This window comes from Brevibacterium sp. FME17 (assembly GCF_014897515.1).
In the GTDB taxonomy this organism is placed as follows: Bacteria; Actinomycetota; Actinomycetes; order Actinomycetales; family Brevibacteriaceae; genus Brevibacterium.
The window spans coordinates 1-22,085 of the sequence record NZ_JABUYD010000018.1 but is presented as its reverse complement, the minus strand read 5'-3'; the positions used below and the strand labels follow the sequence as shown (position 1 = coordinate 22,085).

Genomic DNA, 22,085 nt, shown 5'->3' with positions numbered 1-22,085 from the left:
TTTCGCACTCGCTGAATGCTCCCGATCGCGGCGTGCCCGGCGATCACGGGGTCTTCCCCGGCGCCGAGGACTTCGGGACCTCAGCTGGGTCCGATACAGCCAGCTCTTCCCTCGGCGCCGAAGCCTTCGTGACTGCCGGGACTCTTCGGGTCCGCCACATCGCCAAGGCGAACAGCGACGCCGTGGTCACGGCGAGCGCTGGCCAGAACGTGTACCGGAAATGGTTCGACGGGACGATGGGGAAATACCCGAACACATAGAACAGCGCCGAGGTGGCCAGCATCGTGATCTCGGGCCAGAAGGTTCGCTTCCCGGCCGGGACCTGGGACGAGTGTGATCCTCGCTGGGACGCAAGCGTCTGTCGCAGGGGCCCTTGCGACCGTCCTCGAGCTCGGTACCCGAAGGCCAAGAGAAGGCCGGCGAGAAGGGTCCAGAACCAAGGCTTGAACAGCATCGGGAAGGTGTCGAGTGCAAAGTCTTCGACATAGGGCTGGACGATGTAGTCGGCCTTGTCATTACCCTGTTCGAGGCCGACCTTCGCCGCGTCATAGTGCCAATCGGCCGGCCAGTATTCCACGGCCGAGGTGAAGAAGTAGAAGGAGAACACCGCCGCCCGGTACTCGACATAGCGAACGGGGTGGGTGATCACTTCGCTCAGCCACAGGCTCTTCAGTTCCTCTTGGTAGGCGATCGGTGAGAACGGCTCCCCTGTGGCGCCTTTGCCGTAGCAGTTCCAGTAGGCGTCCCAGATCTCGCCCTTCTTCAGGCATTTGTCGCGGGCCGTGCCGATCTTGTGCTTGAGCTCGGCCGGGGCATCCGAGGACTGCAGCTCGCTGTTGGGTACGGAGAACATGACGTCGTCGAGGAAGATCTGCGAGACCTGACCGGTGGCCTGCACGTCCTCCTGCGATCCGATTGCCGCGTCCGTGGCTTTCAGGCCCGCGCCGAGGACAACGAGGACGAGCAGTGAGGCCACCGCTGTCGCCATCACTCGTCGCATGCCGGACGGTGCACCAAACCGTCCCGCAAACTTTGCGAAGCGGCGACTGCTGCGCACCCTCTTGACCAACAGATATCCGATATAGACAGCGATCGGCACAATGGCGAAGATGGCGTTCTTCCGCAGCCCGAACGCATAGACGAGCAGCACCAGCGCGGGAATCCAGAGCAGCCAGGTCTTCGGGACGAAGCGGGTGATGATGAGGAGGACGACGGCCAGCAGTATGGCCACGGCCATCTGCGTGTCTTTCCACGTCGTCGTCATCTGCGACACGGCCCACGGTGTGGCCATGATCGCCGGCCCGCCCATCGACACCCACCGAGGTGCACCCCACCGGTGCACGATCACGCCGAGGCTCCAACAGGCCAGAACCAGAATCGCTACTTGGAGGACGAACAGGCTGCCTGCTTCCCCGGTGAAGCCGATGAGGACGCGCCACACAGCGCTCATGATCGGTGGGTGCCAGTCGGAGAACGGGATGTCGCCCGTGGCTTGGGCATACTGGTTGCCGATGTCGACATTGGCTCGCCCAGGCAAGAACAGTGCAATGAAGAACAGTGCAGGTACGAGAGTCAGCAGCGCGAGGAAGGCATCCCAGGCGAGCGCCGAGGCGAAGAAACCTCGCGGCTTCGTTGGTTTCGTTGGTGGCGGGTGTGTCGGTGCCGTCATGAGGCGAGCGAGGTCCTCGCTGCGGGCGACTGTCGGCGAGTCTGAAGCGGCAGATCAAGTTCCGAGGTGCCGGTTGCCGGCAGGCTGACTTCCGAGGCTCCCACCTCCGAGGCACCTATTTCAGAGGCTCCCGCCTCCGGCATGCTAACTGCAGGTAACCCCAGGTAGGCCAGTCGAGAGGTTTCGCGGCGGGCTCGGCGCAGACCATCGAGCGTCAGTCCCACACTGCCCAACAGGAACGCGAGCCCCATCAGAGCTGTGGCGAGGATGGCTGTGGGGAACCTGGGCACCAGACCGGTCTGCCAGAACTCCCACACCACGGGCAGGCCGAACAGCAGGGAGGCGAGCGCCAGGATCGTAGTGATGACTCCGTAGAACAGCCTCGGCCGCTCATGCCTGACCAAAGCGGAGATGAGTCCGAGGATGCGGAACCCATCCTTGAACGTCGAGAGCTTGGACTCACTGCCATCGGGGCGGTCGCGGAAGTCGATGGGCACCTCAGTGCTGGGCAGACGCAGCGACATCATGTGCACGGTCAGCTCCGTCTCGATCTCGAAGCGCTTGCTGATCGCCGGAAACGACTTCACGAACCGGCGAGAGAAGACCCGGTACCCGGAGAGCATGTCGGAGACCTGGGATTGGAACAGCCACCCGGTGAGCCGGTTGAACATCATGTTTCCGGCTTCATGCCCGGGCCGGTACGAGGTGGACTCCTGGTTGTCCTGGCGCACACCGAGCACATGATCATAGGGTCCGGAGACCAGGGTCTCGATCATCTCGGACAGGTGTGAAGCCTCGTAGGTGTCGTCGCCGTCGATCATCACGTAGATATCGGCGTCGATATCGGCGAAGGCTCGCCTGACGACGTTGCCTTTCCCCGGGGAATTCTCCTTACGAACGATCGCGCCCGCCTCGTCGGCTCTCTGCGATGTCCGGTCGCTGGAGCAGTTGTCGTAGACGTAGACGGTGATCCCCGGGACGGCGGCCTTGAGGTCGCGGACCACCGTCGCCACCGTGATCTCCTCGTTGTGGCAGGGTACGATCGCAGCGATCCTGGTGGTGTCCTCGAGCATGCGGTGTTCCCATCGTCGTCCTCGGCCCGACGCACTGCCGAAGCAGCAAGCGGCCATGACCCTTAGCTCCTCAGTGATACGGGCGCGAAGTGACGATGAGGTTACGAGAACGCGAACTGAGCCGAACCAACTCCTCGGCTTCGGGCAGAGTTCATGTTCCCGTTACCTCCTCCTTCCATCACGGTGTCACGCGGGCAGCTCTCCGCGAGGCCCCTTCACCGCGGGTGGCGCACTGCGAGGCCTCTTTCATCGCGGGAGGTTCCGAGTTGCGGACGATTCGTGCCGATTCACCGCGGAAAAGTCGACACGAATCGTCCGCAACTCGGCACGCGCCGCAATCAACTCCCCGCCCCGCCGAGGAAGTCCCATGCCGTTAACCTGAGGTGGGTGCCCAACACAAGGCGACTGTTCGCTTTGGAAGACATGGCAGAAATAGGCACGAGAGAGATCAGGGACAGGGAGAGACCATTGATTCCCAGGGGAACGGTCGGCAGGATCTTCTATTTCATCGTGTGCGGAATTTCCATCGCATTGCTGATTGGCTGCATCCTGATGACTCTTTGGTCCAGGCAGGCACAGGACGGGTGGATCACCATCGGGGCCGTGACCATGATGTCGTGGCTATTCTGCGGGCCCTTGATAGTCGTCCCTTTGGGTTGGTCATTAGGTCTCTACGCAGCTCGGACAAAATACCTTTAGGGTCTGTCTCCGCACCCTTGATGTACGAGGGCTCCGGCCGGTTCAGCCGGACTGCTTCCCCCTAGCGCGTGTCCTTGGTCACGAAACCCTGCTTTATGCGTCTTTTTATGACGCCTGCGCCTTGGGCGCGTCCACCGCCTTGGCAAGCTGAATCGTCGGCCCTACTGAAACGTAGGTTCGAGTTGCCCATCCCCTGCTCCACCCACACGAGGAGACGCCTGTGATCGAGCTGCGCGGTCTGCGTAAGGTGTTCGGAGACACCGTCGCCCTGGAAGAGATCGATCTGTCGGTCCCTGCCGGTGAAATCCACGGCATCGTCGGCCGTTCCGGTGCCGGCAAGTCCACACTCATCCGCTGCCTGACCGGGCTCGATTCCCCCAGCTCCGGCACTGTCTCCATCGACGGAACCGACATCTCCGACCAGTCCGGCTCGGGCCTGCGCGAGGCCCGCCGCAGCATCGGCATGGTCTTCCAGCACGTGAACCTCCTCGACTCCCGCACCGCTTTGAAGAACGTGGCCCACCCCTTGGAAATCGCGGGAGTCTCCAAGAAGGAACGTCTGGCCAAGGCACGCGAACTGCTCGAGATCGTCGGCCTCGGCGACCGTGCCGACAACTACCCTGCTCAGCTCTCCGGCGGACAGAAACAGCGCGTGGGCATTGCCCGGGCACTAGCCGCCGAACCCAAGGTTCTGCTGTGTGATGAGCCCACCTCGGCGCTGGATGCCTCTACGACGGACCAGATCCTGGGCCTCATCCGCTCACTGCGCGACCGCCTGGGCATCACCGTCCTCATCATCACCCACGAGATGTCCGTCATCCGCGAGATCTGCGACTCCGTGACGCTGCTCGCCGAAGGTCGGGTGGCCAAGACCGGCAAACTCGCCGAGGTGATCTCCGAGCCCGGCTCGACCCTGGCCAAGGATCTCGTCCCCCTTCCACCCATCGGTCTCGATGATCTGGATTCCGTCAAGGGTTCCGCAGGCACGTCGGCCAACCTTGTCGAGGTTGCGTTGGCCGGAACCAGCCTGCCGAAGGTCCTGACCAGCGCCCAGTCCGTGGGAGTCGGTGCCGAAGCGATCCTCGCCGGTGCCGTCGAAACCATCGAGGGCAAACAGGTCGGACGGATCCGCTTCACGGTCCGCTCTGCTGCCGCGTCGAAGGAGCTCATCACCGCCCTGGAAGCCGACGGAATCTATGCGGAGGAGGCAGCCTGATGAACGATCCGACATGGTTCGACAACCCGGCGATCACGCAGCAGATGCTGCCCGCCACCATCGAGACCCTGCTGATGACAGCTTGGTCGACAGGCCTCGCCGTCCTCATCGGCCTGCCGCTGGGAATCTGGCTGTTCACGACCTCGAAGGGCGGACTCAAGGCGCGTCCCGTGCTCTACCGAGTGCTGTCCTTCATCGTCGACGTCACCCGCTCGATTCCATTCATCATCCTCATCATCGCCCTCATTCCCTTCGCCCGCTTCGTCGTGGGTTCGGCCCTGGGGTGGCAGGCGACCGTGGTGTCGCTGACCATCGGCGCGATCCCCTTCTATGCCCGCCTGGTCGAGAACTCGCTGCGTGAGGTCTCGGAAGGCAAGGTCGAGGCGGCATTGATGATGGGGGCCTCGCACGGGCAGGTGGTCCGGCAGGTCTACGTCCCCGAGGCCAAACCGGGCCTGATCGGAGCCGCAACCGTCACCTCGGTGACTCTGGTGTCCTACACCGCCATGGCTGGTGCTGTGGGCGGCGGCGGACTCGGTGCCCTGGCGATCTCCTACGGCTACAACCGCTACCAGGCGGACACGATGATCGCCTGCATCATCGTGCTCGTGCTCATCGTCACGCTCATCCAATTCATCGGCGACCGCATCGCCCGCGCCGTCGACCATCGCTGAGCCTCAGCCACCACAACCCTCACCGCACTGACGCACTACTGAAACCAAGGAGAACCATGAAGACCAAGCTCATCGCCATCGCCGCGAGTGCGACCCTGCTGCTCTCAGGCTGCGGCCTCGTCGGCGGCGGAACCGACTCGGTCGGCGAGAAGGACGGCGACATCACCAAGCTCACGGTCGGTGCGACCCCGGTCCCACAGGGAGACATCCTGCGCTACGTGGACGACAACCTCGCCGAGGATGCCGGCCTCGACATCGAGATCACCGAGTACACGGATTACACCCTGCCGAACAAGGCTCTGTCCGACGGTGACATCGACGCCAACTACTTCCAGCACAAGCCCTACCTCGACTCCGAGGTCGAAGGCCAGGGCTACGAGCTCACCGCCTTCGACCCGATCAACCTCGAACCCTTCGCCCTGTTCTCCAAGAACATCAAGGACGTCAAGGATCTGCCCAAGAGCGCGAAGATCGGCATCAACAACGATCCTGCGAACCAGGGCCGTGCACTGAAGATGCTCGAAGAGGCCAAGGTCATCACCCTCAAGGACGGTGTCGACGCGGTCGACGCGAAACTCTCCGATGTCGAGGGCAACCCGAAGAAGGTGAAGTTCGTCGAGGCCGACGCCGCGCAGCTGGCTCGCACCCTCCAGGATGTCGATGCCTCGGTCATCAACGGAAACAACGCTCTGGAGGCCGGACTCAATCCGGCCAAGGACGGAATCGTCCTCGAAAAGGCTGAGGACAACCCCTACGGCAACTTCCTGGCCACGCGCACCGAGAACAAAGACGACGAGAACATCAAGAAGCTCGACGAGCTCCTCCACTCCCCCGAGGTGAAGAAGTTCATCGAGAAGAAGTGGTCCGACGGATCGGTCCTGCCCAGCTTCTGAACCGACACCATCCATCTGCGATAAGAGCAGTCGCTGGAATTAACGGTTGGCGCCTTCTCTTCGAAATCTCGACGATCTTCGAAGAGAAGGCGCCAACCGTTTAGCACATTTCCGAACGGTTCGGATCTGAAATGAGCGAATACAACCGGACAGGTGACTCGATCAGTGTTCACGTGCTGGGCGCGGACTCGCACAAGGCAGAAAGACCTCATCTGAGCGCGTCGTGCAGTGCCCGAGCGGCCGCCCCAAGAGCCGCCTCCGCGGCCGGCTGCACAGCGGCCGGATTTCTCGACTCGCTGAGGACGACGACAGCGATCGTCTGCCCATTGGCGTGCTCGACAACTCCGATCTCGTGCCGAAGGTGCAGCAGAGTCCCCGTCTTCGATGACCACCGAGCCGCATCGGACATGAGGTCGGGCGCCAAGCGGTGGCGCATGACGTTGCCTGCCATGAGCTCACGCAAGCGGGATGCAACCACGGGACTGATGCGATCGGGGCGCCACAGCTGAGCAAGAAGTTCTGTCAGCACGGAGGCTGTGGCAACATTCGCCTGCGCAGAGTCGAGTTGCCAGATCCGATGGCCTGCTCCTGCCGAGAGACCAGCGTGCGCAAGCTCGAAGGCCAAGTGAGCCTCCGGAGACGGAAGACTCTCCAGCGGTGTCCTCACGAGAGCATCGAGATGGTGCCTGACCTGGATCTCGCCGAAACCCAGGTCCGCGAGTTCACGTTGGACCAGCTCGATGGGCACGAGCTGGAGCAGGGCATCGGTGGCCGTGTTGTCGCTGAAGCACACCGAGAGCATGAGCAGGTCATCAACGGCAATCCGCGCAGGATGGCGAAAGCGACTCGCGCCCGTCGAACCCGCCGGCTTGAATCGACCAGGTTCAACGAGCACCTGATGATCAGCGTCCAGCTTCCCGCTGGCGATGCGGCTGAGCACTGCGAGGGCAATCGGAACTTTCACAACGGAGGCCAGCGGCAGGGAAACGTCGGATCCTACCGAGATCTCAGCCTGTGAGTCGAGGTCCCTGACCACGATCCGGGCCCGCAATCCGGCTGCCTCGAGCTGATCACCGACCTCCCTGACGAGGTGCGCTGCTCTCGTCATCTGGCCGCTCCTGCCGCCGTCTCACCTGACGCCGGCTCAGCCTCAGACGCACGGTTCGGAGTGCCGCCCAGGCAGTCTGCGATCTCCTCACCGAATTCCCCGAGCGCCGAGGCATCTTCTGCTGAGGTGGCCGAGAGCACATATCCTCGCTCCACAACGGGGTCGACCAGCGGGGACCAAGAGAGGCCGAGCTGCCTGGCTTCATCGATATGGCAGATCAGCAGATCACCGTCGGCGAGGACTCCAGCGACAGCTGCGGGATCAGAGGGCCCGACGACCACCTGGTAGGGAAGCAGACCGGCTTCTTCGGATGCTCTGCGGATACGACCTCGCACGTGCGGGACATCATCTTCATTGAGCAGCCTCAGCCTCCGACCGGCCAGCCTGGCTCCGCTTCCTGGAATCGGCGCGCGGGATCGTCGCAGATCGGCAACGCGCACAGCAGGCAAGCTCTCGGAACGGTGGGCGCACCCCAGCTGAACCGTCCATCTCCCCTCAGCCGCGGGAACGGATCGAAGCGCTGCTCGGACTCGTCGAGCAGTGAGGTCCTCGACTCTTCGTCCCGGCGGGCCGGGATGAAAGTCGATGCGCAGCCCCCGAGCATTCGCCGAGGCGGCCAGTACAGCGAGATTTCTGGTCGAGCACAAGTCGGGCACCGCCAGAGACACCGGCCGCAGCTTCGCCCGGTCGGCATCGAGCATCATCTCGTCGGCCAGCTCGACCAGTCGAGCGGCAGAGGACAGCATGTCCCGCCCGAACGGTGTGAGACTCACTCCTCGACCGGTCCGCTCGAACAGACGGGCTCCGAATTGTCTCTCAAGTCCGGCGATACGACGACTGGCCACCGGCTGTGGAACACCATCGGCCGCGGCTCCGAGTGTCATGCTGCCGAGTTCGCTGACCGCAGTGAATGTGCGGCAGGCTTCAACTAGGTCCATCACCTCATGGTATGCGTTTCTGATATGTATAAGAGAAAACTGATCTTCGACAGCATGAGAAGAGTGCAGAAGAGTGGTTTCCACCCGGCCAGACAGGGCTGAAGAGACTGACGAGAGATTGGATCAACCCGATGAATGTACGACCGTGGAGACTGCTGACTGCAACGACGCTGACCTGCGCGCTGGTCGCAGGCTGCTCACCTGCTGATGCGAAATCGGAACTGGGTACCCAGACACCGAGTCCGGACCGAACCAGCCAACAAAAGGTCAGCGGCGAACTCGAATCCCTTGAAGAGGATTTCAAAGCACGAATCGGAGTGAGCGCCGTCGACACGGGAAACGGTACAAGCTTCGACTACAGGTCCGATGAACGTTTCGGCTTCGCCTCAACTCTCAAGGTGTTCGCAGTTGCCGAGCTGTTGGCTCGCACCACGTCCGCTGACCTTGACGAACAGGTGACATGGACCCAGGCAGACGTCGACGAGGCCGGTTGGACTCCGGTGACGGAGAAGCACGTCGATACGGGACTCCCACTGAGGGACGTCGCCGAAAGCGCGCTGCGAGTCAGTGACAATGCAGCCATGAACATCGTGCTCGACGAAATCGGTGGACCTCAGGAACTCGACGCAGCACTCGAAGACGCCGGCGATCCGACCACCGAGGTCATCGACGAGGAACCGGAGCTCAACGACGTCGACCCCGACAGCTCCGATAACACCACGACCCCCAAGGCCTACACCGCTGACTTACAGGGGCTGCTCGACCCCGATCGCCTGCCCGAAGACGACCGTGAGGTGCTCCTCGAATGGATGTCGGACAATGAGACCGGCGATCCCCTCATCCGCGCCGGCGCACCGAAGGGATGGACGGTGAAGGACAAGTCGGGCCACTCGGATGGGATCCAGAACGACATCGCCGTCGTCTACCCTCCCAACGAGGATCCGATCATCATCACCTTACTCACACAGAGCGAGGACCCCGACTCCGAGGAAGGCCCGGCCCTTGTCGCGGCAGCAGCTGAGGCCGTCTTCGACTCCTTCGCCTGAGGGCAGCCTGAGCGTGGCGCACTGGGCGCAGAGATGACATGCTGCGAGTCGGCGCCGACCTGAGAGATCGGTAGAGTTGCCGGCATGACTGAATCTCTCACATTCTCCGATTCCATCCTCGTTGCGGCCGACCCGGCAACCGTCTACGCAACCGTTTCAGACGTGACTCGAACCGGCGAATGGTCACCGATATGCAGGGAGTGCTGGTGGGACGAGGGCGACGGTCCCCGGACCGGAGCCTGGTTCACCGGACGCAACGTCACCACGGACCGCGAGTGGCAGACCCGCAGCCAGGTCATCGTCGCCGATGAGGGACGTGCGTTCGGGTGGAGCGTGGGACCGGGACGGGTTCACTGGACATACAGCATGCAGGAAGCAGAAGGCGGCACACTGCTCACCGAATCGTGGGAGTTCCTACCGGAGGGTCAAGCCTTCTTCGGCGAGAAGTACCAGGACCAAGCCGCCGAGCAGATCGCCGAACGAACCGCGGCTGCGCGGACGGGCATCCCTGAGACTCTCAACGCAATCAAGCAGGTCATCGAAGCCCGCTAGAGCTTCATCGGTTCTGGACGCAGCCGGACATGAATGCTATTGAATGGACGAGGCGAGATCTTCACACCGATCTTCTCAACGGCGTTTCCAGGAGGCAGTTCATGGGCACAGGCATCGGGATCATCGGAGTCGGCGAGATCTCCTCGGCGATAGTGCAAGGTGCGTGCTCAAGCGATGACCACCCGGATTTCTTCCTCTCCCCTCGAAATGTCCAACGTTCGGCACAACTTGCCCGCGACTTCGACCGGGTCGAGGTCTGCACGAGCAATCAGGACGTCGTCGATCGCAGCGAACACATCATCCTGGCCGTGCTGCCTGAGCAGACTGAGGCGGTACTCTCCGAGCTCAGTATTCCGGCCGACCGCACCATCGTGAGCGCAATTGCCGGGATCTCAACCGATACCCTCGCCTCGCTTCTCCCGAAGAGTCCGAGCATCGTGCGCGTCATCCCGCTGCCGCCCGTGCGCGAACGCCGCGGTGTCACCCCGGTCTATCCTGGCCACTCGGAAGTCGAGAGGTTCTTCGATACTCTCGGCGGCACCGTTGTGGCAACGACCGAAGAACTTTTCAGCACCTTGTCGGCCACAACAGCCACGATGTCGTCCTACTATGCCTTTCTTCAGGGCATTGCCGACTGGCTCGTCGAACAAGGATGGGAGAGGGCAGCTGCCGAACGCATCGTTCGCGGCCAATTCGCCGGTTTGGGCAATACCCTCGCGACTGCCGACACCCCCTTCTCTGATCTGGTCAAGGGCCATGAAACCCTTGGCGGCCTCAACGAGATGCTCCACCGGGAGTGGATGGACGCGAACAACCACGCCGCACTCGCCCGATCACTTGATCGGATCTTCGCACGTGTAAGCGGAAGCGACTGACCAGAAGCCTGCCACGGCAGAATTGGCTAAAATCTCCCCTATGTCCCACCATTCTCCGATCACTGTGTCGATCACGCGCACCGTCCTGCCCGAGCACCATCGGCGGTTCAACGCCTGGGTGCAGGCGGGGCAGGAACTGGCACGCGAAAGACCCGGGTATCTGGGGTCCGGGTGGGTGAGGACAGCACCGGATTCGGACGAGTGGCATGTGCTCTACCGGTTCGCCGATGAGAAGTCGCTGCGGGCCTGGGATGTCTCCGAAGACCGTCGCTGGTGGATCGACAGTGCGGCCGAACTCGTCGAGACCACCCGGGTTGAGCATCGGACCGGAATCGAGGGATGGTTCGAATCTCGTGGAGAGGAGACTCTGACGATCCCTGAGACGGTCGTTCCCCCTCGATGGAAACAGGCGGTGAGTATCTTCCTCCCGTTCTTCCCGCTGAGCCTACTCTCGACGTTACTCCTCATGCCTCACCTCGAGAGCTGGCCGACGGCCCTCGCCGTCTTACTCAACATCTGCATTCTCACGCCGTTGATGACATACGTATTCCTGCCGGTGAGCACCCGTCTGCTGCGACCCTGGCTGCAAAAACCTCGCCGCTAGGCCAGAACATACCGCGCGGTCAGAACAGACCGATGATGTTCCCGTCCTCGTTGACGTCGATGGTCAGGGCTGACGGTTCCTTGGGCAGACCCGGCATCGTCATGATGTCACCGGCGATGACGACGACGAAGCCGGCACCTGCAGAGAGCCGCACATCCTTGACCTCGATGATGTGATCCTTCGGCGCCCCGCGCAGAGTGGCATCCGTGCTCAGTGAGTACTGGGTCTTGGCGATGCAGATGGGGGCATCGCCGTAGCCTTCGTCCGTGAACTGTTTGAGCTTGCGCGTGACCTTCGTCGGCAGATCCACGTCGGCGGCACCATAGATCCGCTGGGCGATCGTGCGGATCTTCTCTTCCAGCGGACGGTCGAGCTCGTATGAATACTGAGCCGCCCCTCGGTCTGAACGAGTTGCGGACGATCTGTGCTGACTTTTCCCTTGAGAATCAGCACGGATCGTCCGCGACTCCTCCTCGCCGCCCTGAGACTCGGAGCTCTGAGGCCCGGAGCTCTGAGGCCCGGAGCTCTGAGGCCCGGTGTCACTGATTTCAGCGTCTCCGGCGGCAACACCGCCAACGAACACCGACCCGTCAGCAACGGCAGCACCGGCATTCCCGGCTCCACCGGCAGCCTCAACGACCGCCTCGGCGAGCGCCAGCGCACCCTTGCCACCATCGGCCCAGTGGGTCGACTCGACGGCAGCGATTCCCCGAGACCGCAGGTGCTGGATCGCGGCTGCCATCTCCTCGTCGGTGTCGGTGGGGAACCGGTTGAAGCACACGACCGGGGTGATCCCGTAGATGTTGAGAAGATTGCCGCAGTGGTGTTCGAGATTGTTCATTCCACCGATCACAGCGTCGATGTTCGGCGTCTGCACGTCTTTGACCTCGACGCCGCCGTGATACTTCAGCGCCCGCAGGGTCGCCACAACAACCACGGCAGAGGGCCAGATGCCGGCAGCGCGGCACTTGATGTCGAGGAACTTCTCGGCCCCCAGGTCGGCACCGAATCCGGCCTCGGTCACCGTCCAATCACCCAAGGTCATTGCGGCCTTCGTCGCGAGCAGGCTGTTGCAGCCGTGGGCGATGTTGGCGAAGGGTCCGCCGTGGATGAACGCCGGCGAATGTTCGAGGGACTGCACAAGGTTGGGCGCGAGCGCATTGCGCAGCAGCGCCGTCATCGCGCCTGCGCCACCGATGTCGGCGACCGTGATCGGTGTCCGTGATCGGCTGTGGGCGAGGACGATGCGTCCCAGTCGCTCCTTGAGGTCGGTCAACGAGGTGGACAGGCAGAAGACCGCCATGACCTCACTGGCGACGACGATGTCGAAGGCATCCTCGCGGGGCACTCCCCCGTTGATGCCGCCGAGTCCCACGACGACGCCGCGCAGCTCCCGGTCGTTGAGGTCGACGACGCGGCGAATGTGGACCCGCCTGACGTCGACATCGAGTTCGTTGCCGTGATGGATGTGGTTATCCAGCATGGTCACGGCGAGGTTGTTCGCCGCAGCAATGGCCGCGAAGTCACCGGTGAAATGGAGGTTGATGTCCTCCATCGGCACGACCTGGGCGTATCCGCCGCCGGCAGCGCCGCCCTTCATCCCGAAGACCGGACCCATGCTGGGCTCGCGCAGGGCCAGGATGGCTTTGCCGACTTCCGGCTTCGAGCGTGCCAGCTCATTGAGCCCGTCGGCCAGACCGATGCTCGTAGTGGTCTTACCTTCGCCCGCTGGGGTCGGGCTCATGGCCGTGACGAGGATGAGCTTGCCGTCGGTGTTGGATTCGGCGGCCCGGTTGAGAACGTCGATGGGGACCTTGGCTGTGGTCCATCCGTGGGGGATGATTTCCTCTTGAGCCAGGCCCAGTCCAGCGGCGACATCGACGATGGGATCGAGCTCGGCGTTGAGCGCAATATCGAGATCTATGGTCATAGTGCCATCATGCCGCTTCTGCGCTGGTTTGTGACCACCTCAACGAGAATGAATTCGCACGAGGTGCACCCAGTTCCGCTCACTGCAACAAACTGTTTTCGCGAAATGTAACGCATTCATCTACCGGGGCAGCTCAACGTGAACCACGTTTCTGACATAGGGTCGTTTGATTCAGCTTTGGCTAAGGGCCTAACAGCGAAAAAGGGATGACTGCCACACCGTCGCGTCGCAGGTAGGCTTCTTCGCCAGTCGTGATCACAACTCTCCCGGCCAGACGCTCGCCGATCTGGCCCTTGAGCCAATTGAGGTGGCGCACATCTTTGTCGCCGACGGTTGCAGCAAGTTTCACTTCAATCGCGACAACTTGCCGGTCCTCACCTTCGACGATGAGGTCGATCTCGCGCTGTGTATCGCGTGTGCGCAGATGCCCAACTTGAGCGTCAGCAGCGCTCGCATAAACTCTCACACTCTGTGTAACCAGTGATTCGAAGAGTGAACCGAGCCACGTACCTGTCGACGCAGATACCATTTGACCTTCTCCGTTAAGGAGTCCGTCGTTGCCGACCCCAACAAGTCGAGCCGCAATCGCTGGATCGACGAGTTGGTACTTGGGAGTCTTAGTCAATCGTTTCAAAGGATTGAATGTCGGGATCCAGGCAGGCAGCGGGTCAAGAACGAATAGCCTCTGCAGATGATCTCGATATGAGTTGACCGTAGTTCGCGAAGGCTTATCCGGTTCTCCGGCAGTGGCCGCATTCAATATTTCTGTGTAATTGGCGTCGTTCGACGTGGCCGCCCCGTATGCTGCCATCCAGGCGCGTAGAGTTTCTGGGCGTCTGACCTGCATCCCGTTCTCCGGAAGTTCTTCCTCAACGATTCTCGATACATAGCTATCAAGCTGAATTCGTCGCGCTCGCTCAGGCAACGCCCGAATTCCTGGAAACCCAGACTTGAGAATTTCGTCGGTATATTGCGCTAATCTGACGGATGAATGCCCCTTGATGTCTGGTTCTTTCCCACGCAGCAGCTTCGCCAATGAGACCGTGGGTGCACAAATTTCTCGCTCATAGAACGACAACGGTCGCATAGTCATACTGACGATCCGACCCGCACCAGAGTGCATCCGCAGTCCGGGAGCCACCTCTGCAGAACCAGCGAGGAGGAATCTCCCTCCATGCGGGTCATTGTCGACTGCTGTTCGGACACGTTCCCAGGCTTCGGGGACCAGCTGCCATTCATCGATGAGCACTGGCTCTGGGACTTCCGTGACACGGTCATGATCTGCCATAACCGATTCCCGCTGCGACGTCCTGTTCAGAGAGAGGACATAGTTTGAATGTACCTTCAGACCAATAGCCAATTGTTCATTTCGCGAGGTTTCAACTGGTCAAATCGCGGTAATCCCGCGCCCCGCTACTTGCCCTCCGGCAGCATCCCCGCGGCCTCAACCGCACTGCGCACGATCTCATCGAGATCGAATTCGGCCTTCCAGCTCAGCAGTGCACCTATGCGGGAGACGTCGGCGACGAGTGCGGGCGGGTCACCGGCGCGACGCTCGCCCATTTCGGGCACGATCTCACGTCCGGTCGCCTCGGCGATGGCGTCGATGACTTCCTTCACCGAGGCTCCGGTTCCGGTGCCCACGTTGAACACCGTCTCCGAGGTGGCACCGGACTTCATGTAGTCCAGCGCGGCAATGTGCGCCTCGGCGAGGTCCTTGACGTGGACGTAGTCGCGGATGCATGTGCCGTCGGCGGTGTCGTAGTCATCGCCGAATATGATGGGGGCCTTGCCGGCGGCGATGCGCCCGAGCACGATCGGGATGAGGTTCATGACGGCGGTGTCGGCGAGCTCGGGCCAGCCGGCTCCGGCGACGTTGAAGTAGCGCAGCTTCACAGCGTTGAACTTCTTACCCTGCATGTTCGCCGAGGTGATCGCATTGTCGATCATCCATTCGCCGATGAGCTTCGTCTGGCCATACGGGTTGATCGGTCTGCAGTCGAGGTCCTCACCGACCATCTCGACATCGGGCATTCCATAGGTGGCGGCCGAGGAGGAGAAGACAAGGGAATCGATGCCGGTGCGACCTGCAGCGGCGAGGACATTGGTCAGTCCGCCGATGTTCTGGCGGTAGTACATAACGGGCTCTTCAACCGACTCCCCTACCTGCTTCTTCGCGGCGAAGTGGATGATCGAATCCACCGAGTGCTCTTCGATTGCGGCGACGAGCCGGTCCTCGGCATCGGCGGCGGCCAGGTCGAGGCTGACGATCGGCAGGCCGGTGACTCGGCTTTCAATCCCGGTGGAGAGGTCGTCGACGACGAGGACGTCATCGCCGCGCTCGGACAGCAGCCGCACTACGTGGGAGCCGATGTATCCTGCCCCTCCGGTTACCAGAACACTCATCTGCCGGTCTCTCTTTCACTAGCTCTCTGACAGCGATCGATGCGCTGCGTCGTATCCACTTCAGCATGGTTGGCCCACGCATGGTTTAGCCACCTCAGAATACGTGACCGGCAAGGTTTCGGCAGACATCAAACCGCACTGAGTGACCAGTGTGGACTTGCCCCGAAGTCAAGACAGGCGGGCCCCAACCCTCTGTTCAAAAACCACCATCACTGCGAGAGTGAGAATGTCGGCGATCCACCCGCCCCCTGACCCGTGGAGGACACCATGGACGAAAGCACCTGTTGCGATGCACCTTCTCCTCATCTCTGACCCCGGCCCGCCGAGCCGTCGGGTCGCGGCGATCAAGGACGAGCTCGAAGAGCTGCTGGCGCAGAACTTCGACGCAGACGTCCACGTCGACACGTGTTCGCAGTTCATCAAGGTGCAGGCAGACCATCAGTTGGAGATGTCGACCATCGACTCGGTCGTGAGCGAGTATCCCAGTGCTGACTTAGTCATCATGCTCACAGACATTCCCCGGCACACCCAGGACAAGCCGCTCATCGCCGAGGTTCTGCCGGACAGAAAGGTCGCTGTGGTCTCGTGCCCGACCCTTGGCGCAGTGACGTCCAAACGCCGCCTGCTCAAGATCTTCATGAGCTGCGTCAATCAGCTGCTGCCCGACGGCCATACAGCTCCGAGGCACAGCCTGCCGAGGTGGGGGCAGTGGTCGAGTCGAACCGATTCTGGTCGCCGCACCCTGCATGCTCACACCTTCACCGGCGGCCCCCGGCTCGTCCTCGGCATGACGATGACCAACGAACCCCTGCGCATGGCGCGCAAACTCTCCCGCGCCCTGGCTGCAGCCTCGGCGACCGGTGCCTTCGGCATCTTCTACAGTTCGATCTGGCAGATGTCGCATCACCTGTCGACCCTCCGGCTGATTTCCATCGGCCTCATCGCGATCGCTGTGATGGTCGGCTGGCTGCTGACCGTCAACGGCCTCTGGGACAGACCGGTCAGGGGTCGTCGAGCTCAGGTCGTCTTCTACTACAACCTGTCCACCGTCCTGACCCTGATCATCTGTGTGGGTGCGCTCTACGTTCTGCTGGTTGCGGGCATTCTGGTGGGCAGTCTCATCGTCATCGACCCCGACTTCATGGCCCAGATCATCGATCGCCCGGAGGCGAAGTTCACCAACTATCTGGACATCGCCTGGCTCAGTGCCGCGATGGGCGTCGTCGCCGGCGCGCTCGGATCGACCTTCGACAGTGATGTCGACGTGAAGAACATGACCCATGCTCAGCGCCTGCGCTCACGCGTCTACGTAGCGGAGGAAGGCTGACAGAGTCAGTCGGCTAGCGCAGTGGCAGCGTCATAGCGCAGGATCGCCGCTATTCCGTCTGCAACGTCTCCGTCGATGAGGCCGACGTCTGCTGAGGAGAGAACAGCGTCAGCCAGAATCGCTCCCTCACCGTCAGCACCGACATCGTAGTTGAGGAGCACGGTCGCCACGGCCCCGCGCTGGGCGGCCTGAGAGACCTTGTCCGCTCCTTCCACCGCAAGGTCATGCGCCTTGCTGTAGGAGAGGTTCTCTGTGTGCTCGGTCTGTTTCGCCTGGACCCGGTCAGAGGCCAGCGATTTCAGGGCGTCGTAGAGCGCTTCTTCAGCAGCGTCATCATCCGTGCCTCCCTGATCGGTTTCCTCGAGGAGTTCGGTGACTCGGGTCGACAGCTCGGCCTTCACTGCGGTGCGGCCCTGGACTTCGCCGGCCACGACCACAAGGTCAGGTTCACGGGCGCGAACAATCTCATCGACGTGGTCAGCGACTGCGCGAGCGTTGTCTTTGACGATTTCATCGGCCCGCCGTCGAATCTGGTTGTGCGACAACGCGCCCTGACGTGGTGCGTGAATGTCCTCATCGTTGTCGCCGCTGATGAGTGACTCATCCTGCTGCTTCGCCTCATGCTGAGGGGATGCTCGCAGCTCACGGATGGTCGCACCCTCCTGATTGGCGATGACGAGGACCATGTCGACCAGGCGGCATCCTTCACGGACAAAGGCACCCAGCTCGGGAACCTCCCCGTAATGTGCAGCGTCACCGGTGCCGAGCGCAACATCCCAGTGTTCGTCGAGGACGACTCCGGCTGCATTCGCAACGACGGTTCGTCCATCGGTCTGAACTTCAGTGATGTCTTCGACGATCAATGTGCCATCGAGGTGTCTGAGGATCTCATCTGCCGCGCCGGCGTTCGCGAGGTTCTCACGGAGTTCGTCCCACCTCAGCCGCACCTGCTTCTCAGCATCGGCAGCCGGAGAACGTCCTTCCAGATACACGGTGGCAAAGGGACCCTGATTGTCATATACGGTGCGTAGATTTTCGAGGTTCATCATCAGCTCCTCATCTGTTCTCGTCGACGTCTGCCGACGATCGCGGGAAGTGCTCGTGGGAAGTTCAAAGACGACCGGGTGCTCGGCGAGCATACGCGACGGTCACTCCAGCCGACTCACGGTGACTCAATCAGCTCCATTCGCCGTCGGTGCCACGTATTCGTGCGATCAACCCCAGACTTACACCTATCCCAGTGCTTGTAAACACCCTCGTGGCGGCTGACCCCTCTTATGGGAACCTGCCTTCTGCGTTATTGTCGAATAAGAACAAGGGAAGCGATCAGCATCCGCCGGAAGCACCTTGGCTACGTCCCCCGCTGCGCAGTCTGAGATGGGTCGATCATTTCCTTGCCTCTCTCCAGGACTGCGGTTTCTCGGATTCAGCTGCCGTCGATGTGCACAAGGCATTCACGAGCTTCCTCCTCGGCACACTTCTGCTTCGAGTCGCTGCCTTAGGAGCGGCCATCAGCCCTGAGGACGCACCGACGGTCGAGGAGACCTCGCTCGACAAGTATCCAACCCTCCAAAGGCTGCGGAATGAACCTGCCGAAGACCACCCTCAACGCGAATTCGACGATGGTATTGACAGTCTGATCGAACGAATACGCACCACCCTGCAGTCTTAGGTCGAAGTCTCCTCTGACACGGTGGTCCGACTGCCCGGCGGCAGATTCATAGCGGGATCATCGAGGAATTTCAGCGCAATAGGGCATGTGACAGTCACCTTCATATGGCGATTGCGCACATCCGTCAGCGATCTGGTCATGAGTTCCTTGCAGTGATGTGCTGTGTCAGGGTCTCTATAGCTTCGCAATAGATGAACATGACCTCCTTCTCGTCGATCGTATAGTGCAGCGATGCCACAAGTTTTCCCGGAAGATTGAGATCGAACTTCGAGGCTTGGTCGGCCTAGGGATTTCGGACAGTGTGCCCTCTTGAACTGAGGGCATTTCTCAAAGAGAGATCCGGGAATATGACCGCAGCACGACGACGGTTCAGTCAAGAGTTCAAGGACGAGTTGTGTCAGGAGGTGATCTCGACCTCGAAGCCGATTAAGAGCGTCGCAGAGACCCAAGGTGTCTGCGCGGAGGCTGCCGCGGACATATAACCTACATTCACACCTGGCAGGGCTTCGTCTATCTCGCCACTGTCATCGACTGCTCGCCTAGATATACGTTCCTCGTTGGGCAGGACCGCCGTGTGCTGGGACAGTGCGATGGCTGAATCGTTCTTCTCAGCGTTGAAGAACGAACGCGTCTACCGCACTGTTTACGTTGCCAAGAAGCAGGCACGACATGACGTCATCGCCTACATTGAGGGGTTCTGCAACAGCCGCCGCCGGCACTCCGGCCTCGATTACCAGCGCCCCAACGACGTCCACGATAGTTACCAGCAGCCAGCCTTGACAGCATAGAGAAAACTATCAATCCGCTGTCCGAAATCCCCGAAGCGGCCCACACTGAGAAACGCAAAATTGCCGCGCAGAGCATAGGCGGTCAGAGCCCATCGAACTCTATTCGCCTATTCGTACGTTTCCTTCAGTGCCTGTCCACCTCTTACGTCGGAGAAGATCAGTGCAGCACGAGGCAGAACGGGCGTCCGATCGGGTCGGAATAGACGCGGAAATCAGGGTGCTCGTCGGAATCATCAATCAACTTACCGCCTGCGAGGAGGACAGTGGGCTCGGCGTCTTCAAAAGATTCCACCCGGATGTCGATGTGCACCTGCAAAGGAACGGTGTTGTCCGGCCAGGTCGAAGCGACATAGTTGTCTGCTCGCTGGAACGATAGAACCTGTCTCCCTGACGGCTCGAACAGGTTCACCCAATCGGTGTCTTCCATCGGGGAGATATAACCGCCCAGAAGCGTCTGATAGAACTTGGCGTTCTCCAGAGGAGCCGGACAATCCAAGGCCGTTGTGTTCAATGTGCCGATCATCGTTGATCCTTCTTCCAATTGGTTGTGTCCTGCCATTGCCCATCCTGGTCTGAGACGCCCTCACAGAGCCAGCTCAGTCTGGTGGCTCTGCAGAAGTGTCCTCTTCCTCCTTGGTGTCTCCACCGCGAAGGTCACGCGCTTTGTCGGAGGAGGAGGCTTCGGCTTCAGCCTGTGCTTCTTTCGGGTCCTTCTCTATAGGAACGTCATGCTCTGCGGCAATACGCTCGAGTTTCTCCTCGGGACTCTGCGAAGTTCCCTCTGCTTCCGTCTCGGCGCTCACTCCGACGCCAGCAGCCTCAATGTCCTGCTCAGCGCCGTGTTCCTGTCCTGCTGCACCGTCTGGCAGGTTCTTCTTCTCGTCGCTCATGGGCTTCTGCTCCTATCTGAGTTCAACGCAATCAAGCCACTCGATGATTGGACGGGTGCCCGCCGAATGGGCATCACGATTCGTGTTCTCGACGCTAGACCCCCCGTGGCTTGGGATCAAGGCACGGTCACGATAAGGCGCGGCATTCCTTTCTCCCTAAGCGTATCCCTAGTGTTTTCGATGCGATTCGCAATCAACTATTCGTCCCACGCTCGTTGAGAGTCCACCCTGGGTACAACACCATGAGATGTGGGGCCGTCGCAGGCTCTTTACGTGCGCCTTTGGGGCCTGTTGCTCAGCGCTATCCCATGTGAGAATGATCGAACAGCGGCCATGCATCGTCTGGAAGGGAATGTTCATGAACAGAAACACGAACGACGAGTCGACCACCGAGTCGAAAGCGCGCGATATTGCACAGAAGTTGGATGAGGCGACCGAGCCCCTGGGCGGCACCTCACAAGTGGAGTCGCGTGCGAAGGTCGGGTACACCGAGGAAGACGTCGAGAGCCGCGCTCAAGACACCGCAACAGAACAGGGAGTGAGTCTGCATCGCAATCCCGACGGATCGCATACAGCGGTCGATGAGTCCCAATCGCAATCAGGCAAAGCACGGCATCATTTGGATGGAGCCGCTGCGGCCGGCAATCCCGACAGCGGAAAGTTCGATGAGACGAAGCCGGAGGCTGAGTCCGCGACCGACGACCTCAGGCAGGCCGATGTCGTCAAAATCCTGCGCGGCGCGGATTCCGTGATGCTCGCGACAGCGCTCAGTGACGGCACGATCCTCACCCATCCGATGGCACCCCAGGAGATCACGGATGACGCCGACGTATGGTTCTTCCTCGATCTCGGCGGCGCTCAGACAGATGCACTGAAAACCAACCCTGCAGTCAATATCAGCATCGCCGAGGCGGGCAACTGGCTTTCCGTAGCCGGTCACATCGACTTCGTCGACGACCGCACTAAAATCAAAGAACTCTGGTCCAAATCTGCCTCGGCCTGGTTTGCAGACAGCAATGACCCGAACCTCGGCCTCGTCAAGGTCACTACCGAGTCTGCTCAGCACTGGGGCCTGCCCGGCGGCAAACTCTCCGGCCTAGTGAGAATCGTCAAGGCCAAAGTCAGCGGTGATCGCAGCCCAGGAGGTACGGCGACCACGGAACTCTGAGCCAAACCTGTCACACTTTTTCGGCGAGGTGGTCGCACGGTCTCGTACCGTGCGACCACCTCGCCGAGTCGTTGCTGAGGCTAAGACTACGCGCACGAGGAAGATTGATGATCCCAGGAAGCATGCACGTTCTGTCGCTCCATGATCGAATGATTCTCGACCTGGACAAGATGTCGCCAAGTTCGCGCCAACGAGACGATCTCTGTGTACGGATCGACTTAGCCCCTGATCGTTTCGAGACAGTTCTCGAAGGGCTGGCCAATACGGATGCCACCTACACTTATGCTCCCGAGGTGGTTCGGGTGATCCGGCATAGACGAGCCGAGAAATTTAAGTTTGAAAAACGACACGGGCGGTGGAAGACGAAGAATGGTGCCCCCCAGACGAGAGCCCAGCTGTAGCCATCAGCGACCTCGAGGTAGGTACCAAACTACTTGCACCGGAAGCTCCTGTTACAGGCCTCGGTACCGTCCGTCACGAACAGACGCTCCGGCGGAAGACTACAGCATGTCTCCTTTAATGGCGGAGCCATGTCAGGATCGCGCTGATCACGACTG

General features: G+C 61.1%; 20 protein-coding genes and 2 pseudogenes. 12 read left to right on the top strand and 10 right to left on the bottom strand.

The window, feature by feature from the left end; genetic code table 11:
* Nucleotides 1-43: 43 nt before the first annotated feature.
* On the bottom strand, nt 44-1,669 hold the full coding sequence (locus tag INT40_RS15040; protein WP_193096408.1) for a hypothetical protein: 1,626 nt from the start codon (nt 1,667-1,669) through the stop codon (nt 44-46).
* 29 nt (nt 1,670-1,698) lie between these two features.
* On the opposite strand from INT40_RS15040, the gene INT40_RS21385 reads away from it, so the two are divergent.
* Complete coding sequence (locus INT40_RS21385) at nt 1,699-1,827, top strand: pentapeptide repeat-containing protein (RefSeq protein WP_193096444.1); 129 nt, start codon at nt 1,699-1,701, stop codon at nt 1,825-1,827.
* A 438-nt stretch (nt 1,828-2,265) separates the two neighbouring features.
* Here INT40_RS21385 and INT40_RS21380 read toward each other — a convergent pair.
* Nucleotides 2,266-2,742, bottom strand: a pseudogene (locus INT40_RS21380) (glycosyltransferase family 2 protein); the annotation flags it as partial.
* Between the two features lie 919 nt (nt 2,743-3,661).
* Here INT40_RS21380 and INT40_RS15025 point away from each other — a divergent pair.
* Genes INT40_RS15025 through INT40_RS15015 form a run of 3 tightly spaced genes read left to right on the top strand, consistent with a single transcriptional unit; the run spans nt 3,662 to nt 6,224 of the window.
* Entirely contained in the window at nt 3,662-4,657 is a 996-nt protein-coding gene (locus tag INT40_RS15025; RefSeq protein WP_096147150.1) for a methionine ABC transporter ATP-binding protein, read from the top strand.
* Nucleotides 4,657-5,331, top strand: coding sequence for a methionine ABC transporter permease (locus INT40_RS15020; protein ID WP_096147151.1), 675 nt, complete (start codon nt 4,657-4,659; stop codon nt 5,329-5,331). The genes INT40_RS15025 and INT40_RS15020 overlap by 1 nt, the downstream gene beginning before the upstream one ends.
* Nucleotides 5,332-5,387: 56 nt before the next feature.
* A complete protein-coding gene (locus INT40_RS15015) occupies nt 5,388-6,224 on the top strand; it encodes a MetQ/NlpA family ABC transporter substrate-binding protein (protein WP_193096407.1) in 837 nt (278 codons plus the stop codon).
* 208 nt (nt 6,225-6,432) lie between these two features.
* Here the strand turns inward: INT40_RS15015 and INT40_RS15010 are convergent, their stop codons facing one another.
* Together INT40_RS15010 and INT40_RS15005 are read right to left on the bottom strand one after the other, a co-directional pair.
* Entirely contained in the window at nt 6,433-7,332 is a 900-nt protein-coding gene (locus INT40_RS15010) for a serine hydrolase (RefSeq protein ID WP_193096406.1), read from the bottom strand.
* Nucleotides 7,329-8,270 (bottom strand): LysR family transcriptional regulator, encoded by a 942-nt coding sequence (locus tag INT40_RS15005; RefSeq protein WP_193096405.1) that lies wholly within the window; start codon nt 8,268-8,270, stop codon nt 7,329-7,331. Before INT40_RS15005 ends, INT40_RS15010 begins: the two co-directional genes overlap by 4 nt.
* Nucleotides 8,271-8,401: 131 nt before the next feature.
* Here INT40_RS15005 and bla point away from each other — a divergent pair, with 131 nt between their 5' ends.
* The 4 genes from bla to INT40_RS14985 all read left to right on the top strand — a co-directional run bounded on the left by bla (nt 8,402) and on the right by INT40_RS14985 (nt 11,347).
* Nucleotides 8,402-9,316, top strand: coding sequence for a class A beta-lactamase (gene bla, locus INT40_RS15000; RefSeq protein ID WP_193096404.1), 915 nt, complete (start codon nt 8,402-8,404; stop codon nt 9,314-9,316).
* Between the two features lie 84 nt (nt 9,317-9,400).
* The gene (locus tag INT40_RS14995) at nt 9,401-9,868 is read left to right on the top strand and encodes an SRPBCC family protein (RefSeq protein ID WP_193096403.1); all 468 of its coding nucleotides are present in this window, start codon (nt 9,401-9,403) and stop codon (nt 9,866-9,868) included.
* 101 nt (nt 9,869-9,969) lie between these two features.
* Nucleotides 9,970-10,743, top strand: a complete 774-nt coding sequence (locus tag INT40_RS14990; protein ID WP_193096402.1) for an NAD(P)-binding domain-containing protein — start codon at nt 9,970-9,972, stop codon at nt 10,741-10,743.
* Nucleotides 10,744-10,783: 40 nt separating this feature from the next.
* Nucleotides 10,784-11,347, top strand: a complete 564-nt coding sequence (locus INT40_RS14985; protein ID WP_096147146.1) for an antibiotic biosynthesis monooxygenase — start codon at nt 10,784-10,786, stop codon at nt 11,345-11,347.
* Nucleotides 11,348-11,366: 19 nt separating this feature from the next.
* On the opposite strand, the gene INT40_RS14980 is transcribed toward INT40_RS14985, so the two are convergent.
* The 3 genes from INT40_RS14980 to galE all read right to left on the bottom strand — a co-directional run bounded on the left by INT40_RS14980 (nt 11,367) and on the right by galE (nt 15,683).
* Entirely contained in the window at nt 11,367-13,277 is a 1,911-nt protein-coding gene (locus tag INT40_RS14980; RefSeq protein WP_193096401.1) for a formate--tetrahydrofolate ligase, read from the bottom strand.
* A 181-nt stretch (nt 13,278-13,458) separates the two neighbouring features.
* Nucleotides 13,459-14,565 (bottom strand): ATP-binding protein, encoded by a 1,107-nt coding sequence (locus INT40_RS14975; RefSeq protein WP_193096400.1) that lies wholly within the window; start codon nt 14,563-14,565, stop codon nt 13,459-13,461.
* A gap of 125 nt (nt 14,566-14,690) precedes the next feature.
* The gene (gene galE / locus INT40_RS14970; RefSeq protein WP_193096399.1) at nt 14,691-15,683 is read right to left on the bottom strand and encodes a UDP-glucose 4-epimerase GalE; all 993 of its coding nucleotides are present in this window, start codon (nt 15,681-15,683) and stop codon (nt 14,691-14,693) included.
* Nucleotides 15,684-15,972: 289 nt separating this feature from the next.
* On the opposite strand from galE, the gene INT40_RS14965 reads away from it, so the two are divergent.
* Nucleotides 15,973-17,010, top strand: coding sequence for a hypothetical protein (locus tag INT40_RS14965; RefSeq protein ID WP_193096398.1), 1,038 nt, complete (start codon nt 15,973-15,975; stop codon nt 17,008-17,010).
* A gap of 5 nt (nt 17,011-17,015) precedes the next feature.
* Here INT40_RS14965 and INT40_RS14960 read toward each other — a convergent pair whose 3' ends face one another.
* On the bottom strand, nt 17,016-18,059 hold the full coding sequence (locus INT40_RS14960) for a Vms1/Ankzf1 family peptidyl-tRNA hydrolase (RefSeq protein ID WP_193096397.1): 1,044 nt from the start codon (nt 18,057-18,059) through the stop codon (nt 17,016-17,018).
* 251 nt (nt 18,060-18,310) lie between these two features.
* Between INT40_RS14960 and INT40_RS14955 the strand changes: the two genes are divergently transcribed.
* Complete coding sequence (locus tag INT40_RS14955) at nt 18,311-18,682, top strand: TetR/AcrR family transcriptional regulator C-terminal domain-containing protein (protein WP_226831430.1); 372 nt, start codon at nt 18,311-18,313, stop codon at nt 18,680-18,682.
* Between the two features lie 436 nt (nt 18,683-19,118).
* Nucleotides 19,119-19,470 (top strand): annotated as a pseudogene (locus tag INT40_RS20690) (integrase core domain-containing protein); the annotation flags it as partial.
* 157 nt (nt 19,471-19,627) lie between these two features.
* Here the strand turns inward: INT40_RS20690 and INT40_RS14940 are convergent.
* Both INT40_RS14940 and INT40_RS14935 read right to left on the bottom strand, forming a co-directional pair.
* Nucleotides 19,628-20,029 carry a VOC family protein gene (locus INT40_RS14940; protein WP_226831428.1) on the bottom strand — a complete coding sequence of 134 codons (402 nt, stop codon included), beginning with the start codon at nt 20,027-20,029 and terminating at the stop codon, nt 19,628-19,630.
* A 37-nt stretch (nt 20,030-20,066) separates the two neighbouring features.
* The gene (locus tag INT40_RS14935; RefSeq protein WP_193096393.1) at nt 20,067-20,360 is read right to left on the bottom strand and encodes a hypothetical protein; all 294 of its coding nucleotides are present in this window, start codon (nt 20,358-20,360) and stop codon (nt 20,067-20,069) included.
* 358 nt (nt 20,361-20,718) lie between these two features.
* On the opposite strand from INT40_RS14935, the gene INT40_RS21030 reads away from it, so the two are divergent.
* Nucleotides 20,719-21,528, top strand: coding sequence for a pyridoxamine 5'-phosphate oxidase family protein (locus INT40_RS21030; RefSeq protein ID WP_193073060.1), 810 nt, complete (start codon nt 20,719-20,721; stop codon nt 21,526-21,528).
* The last annotated feature ends 557 nt before the right edge of the window (nt 21,529-22,085 follow it).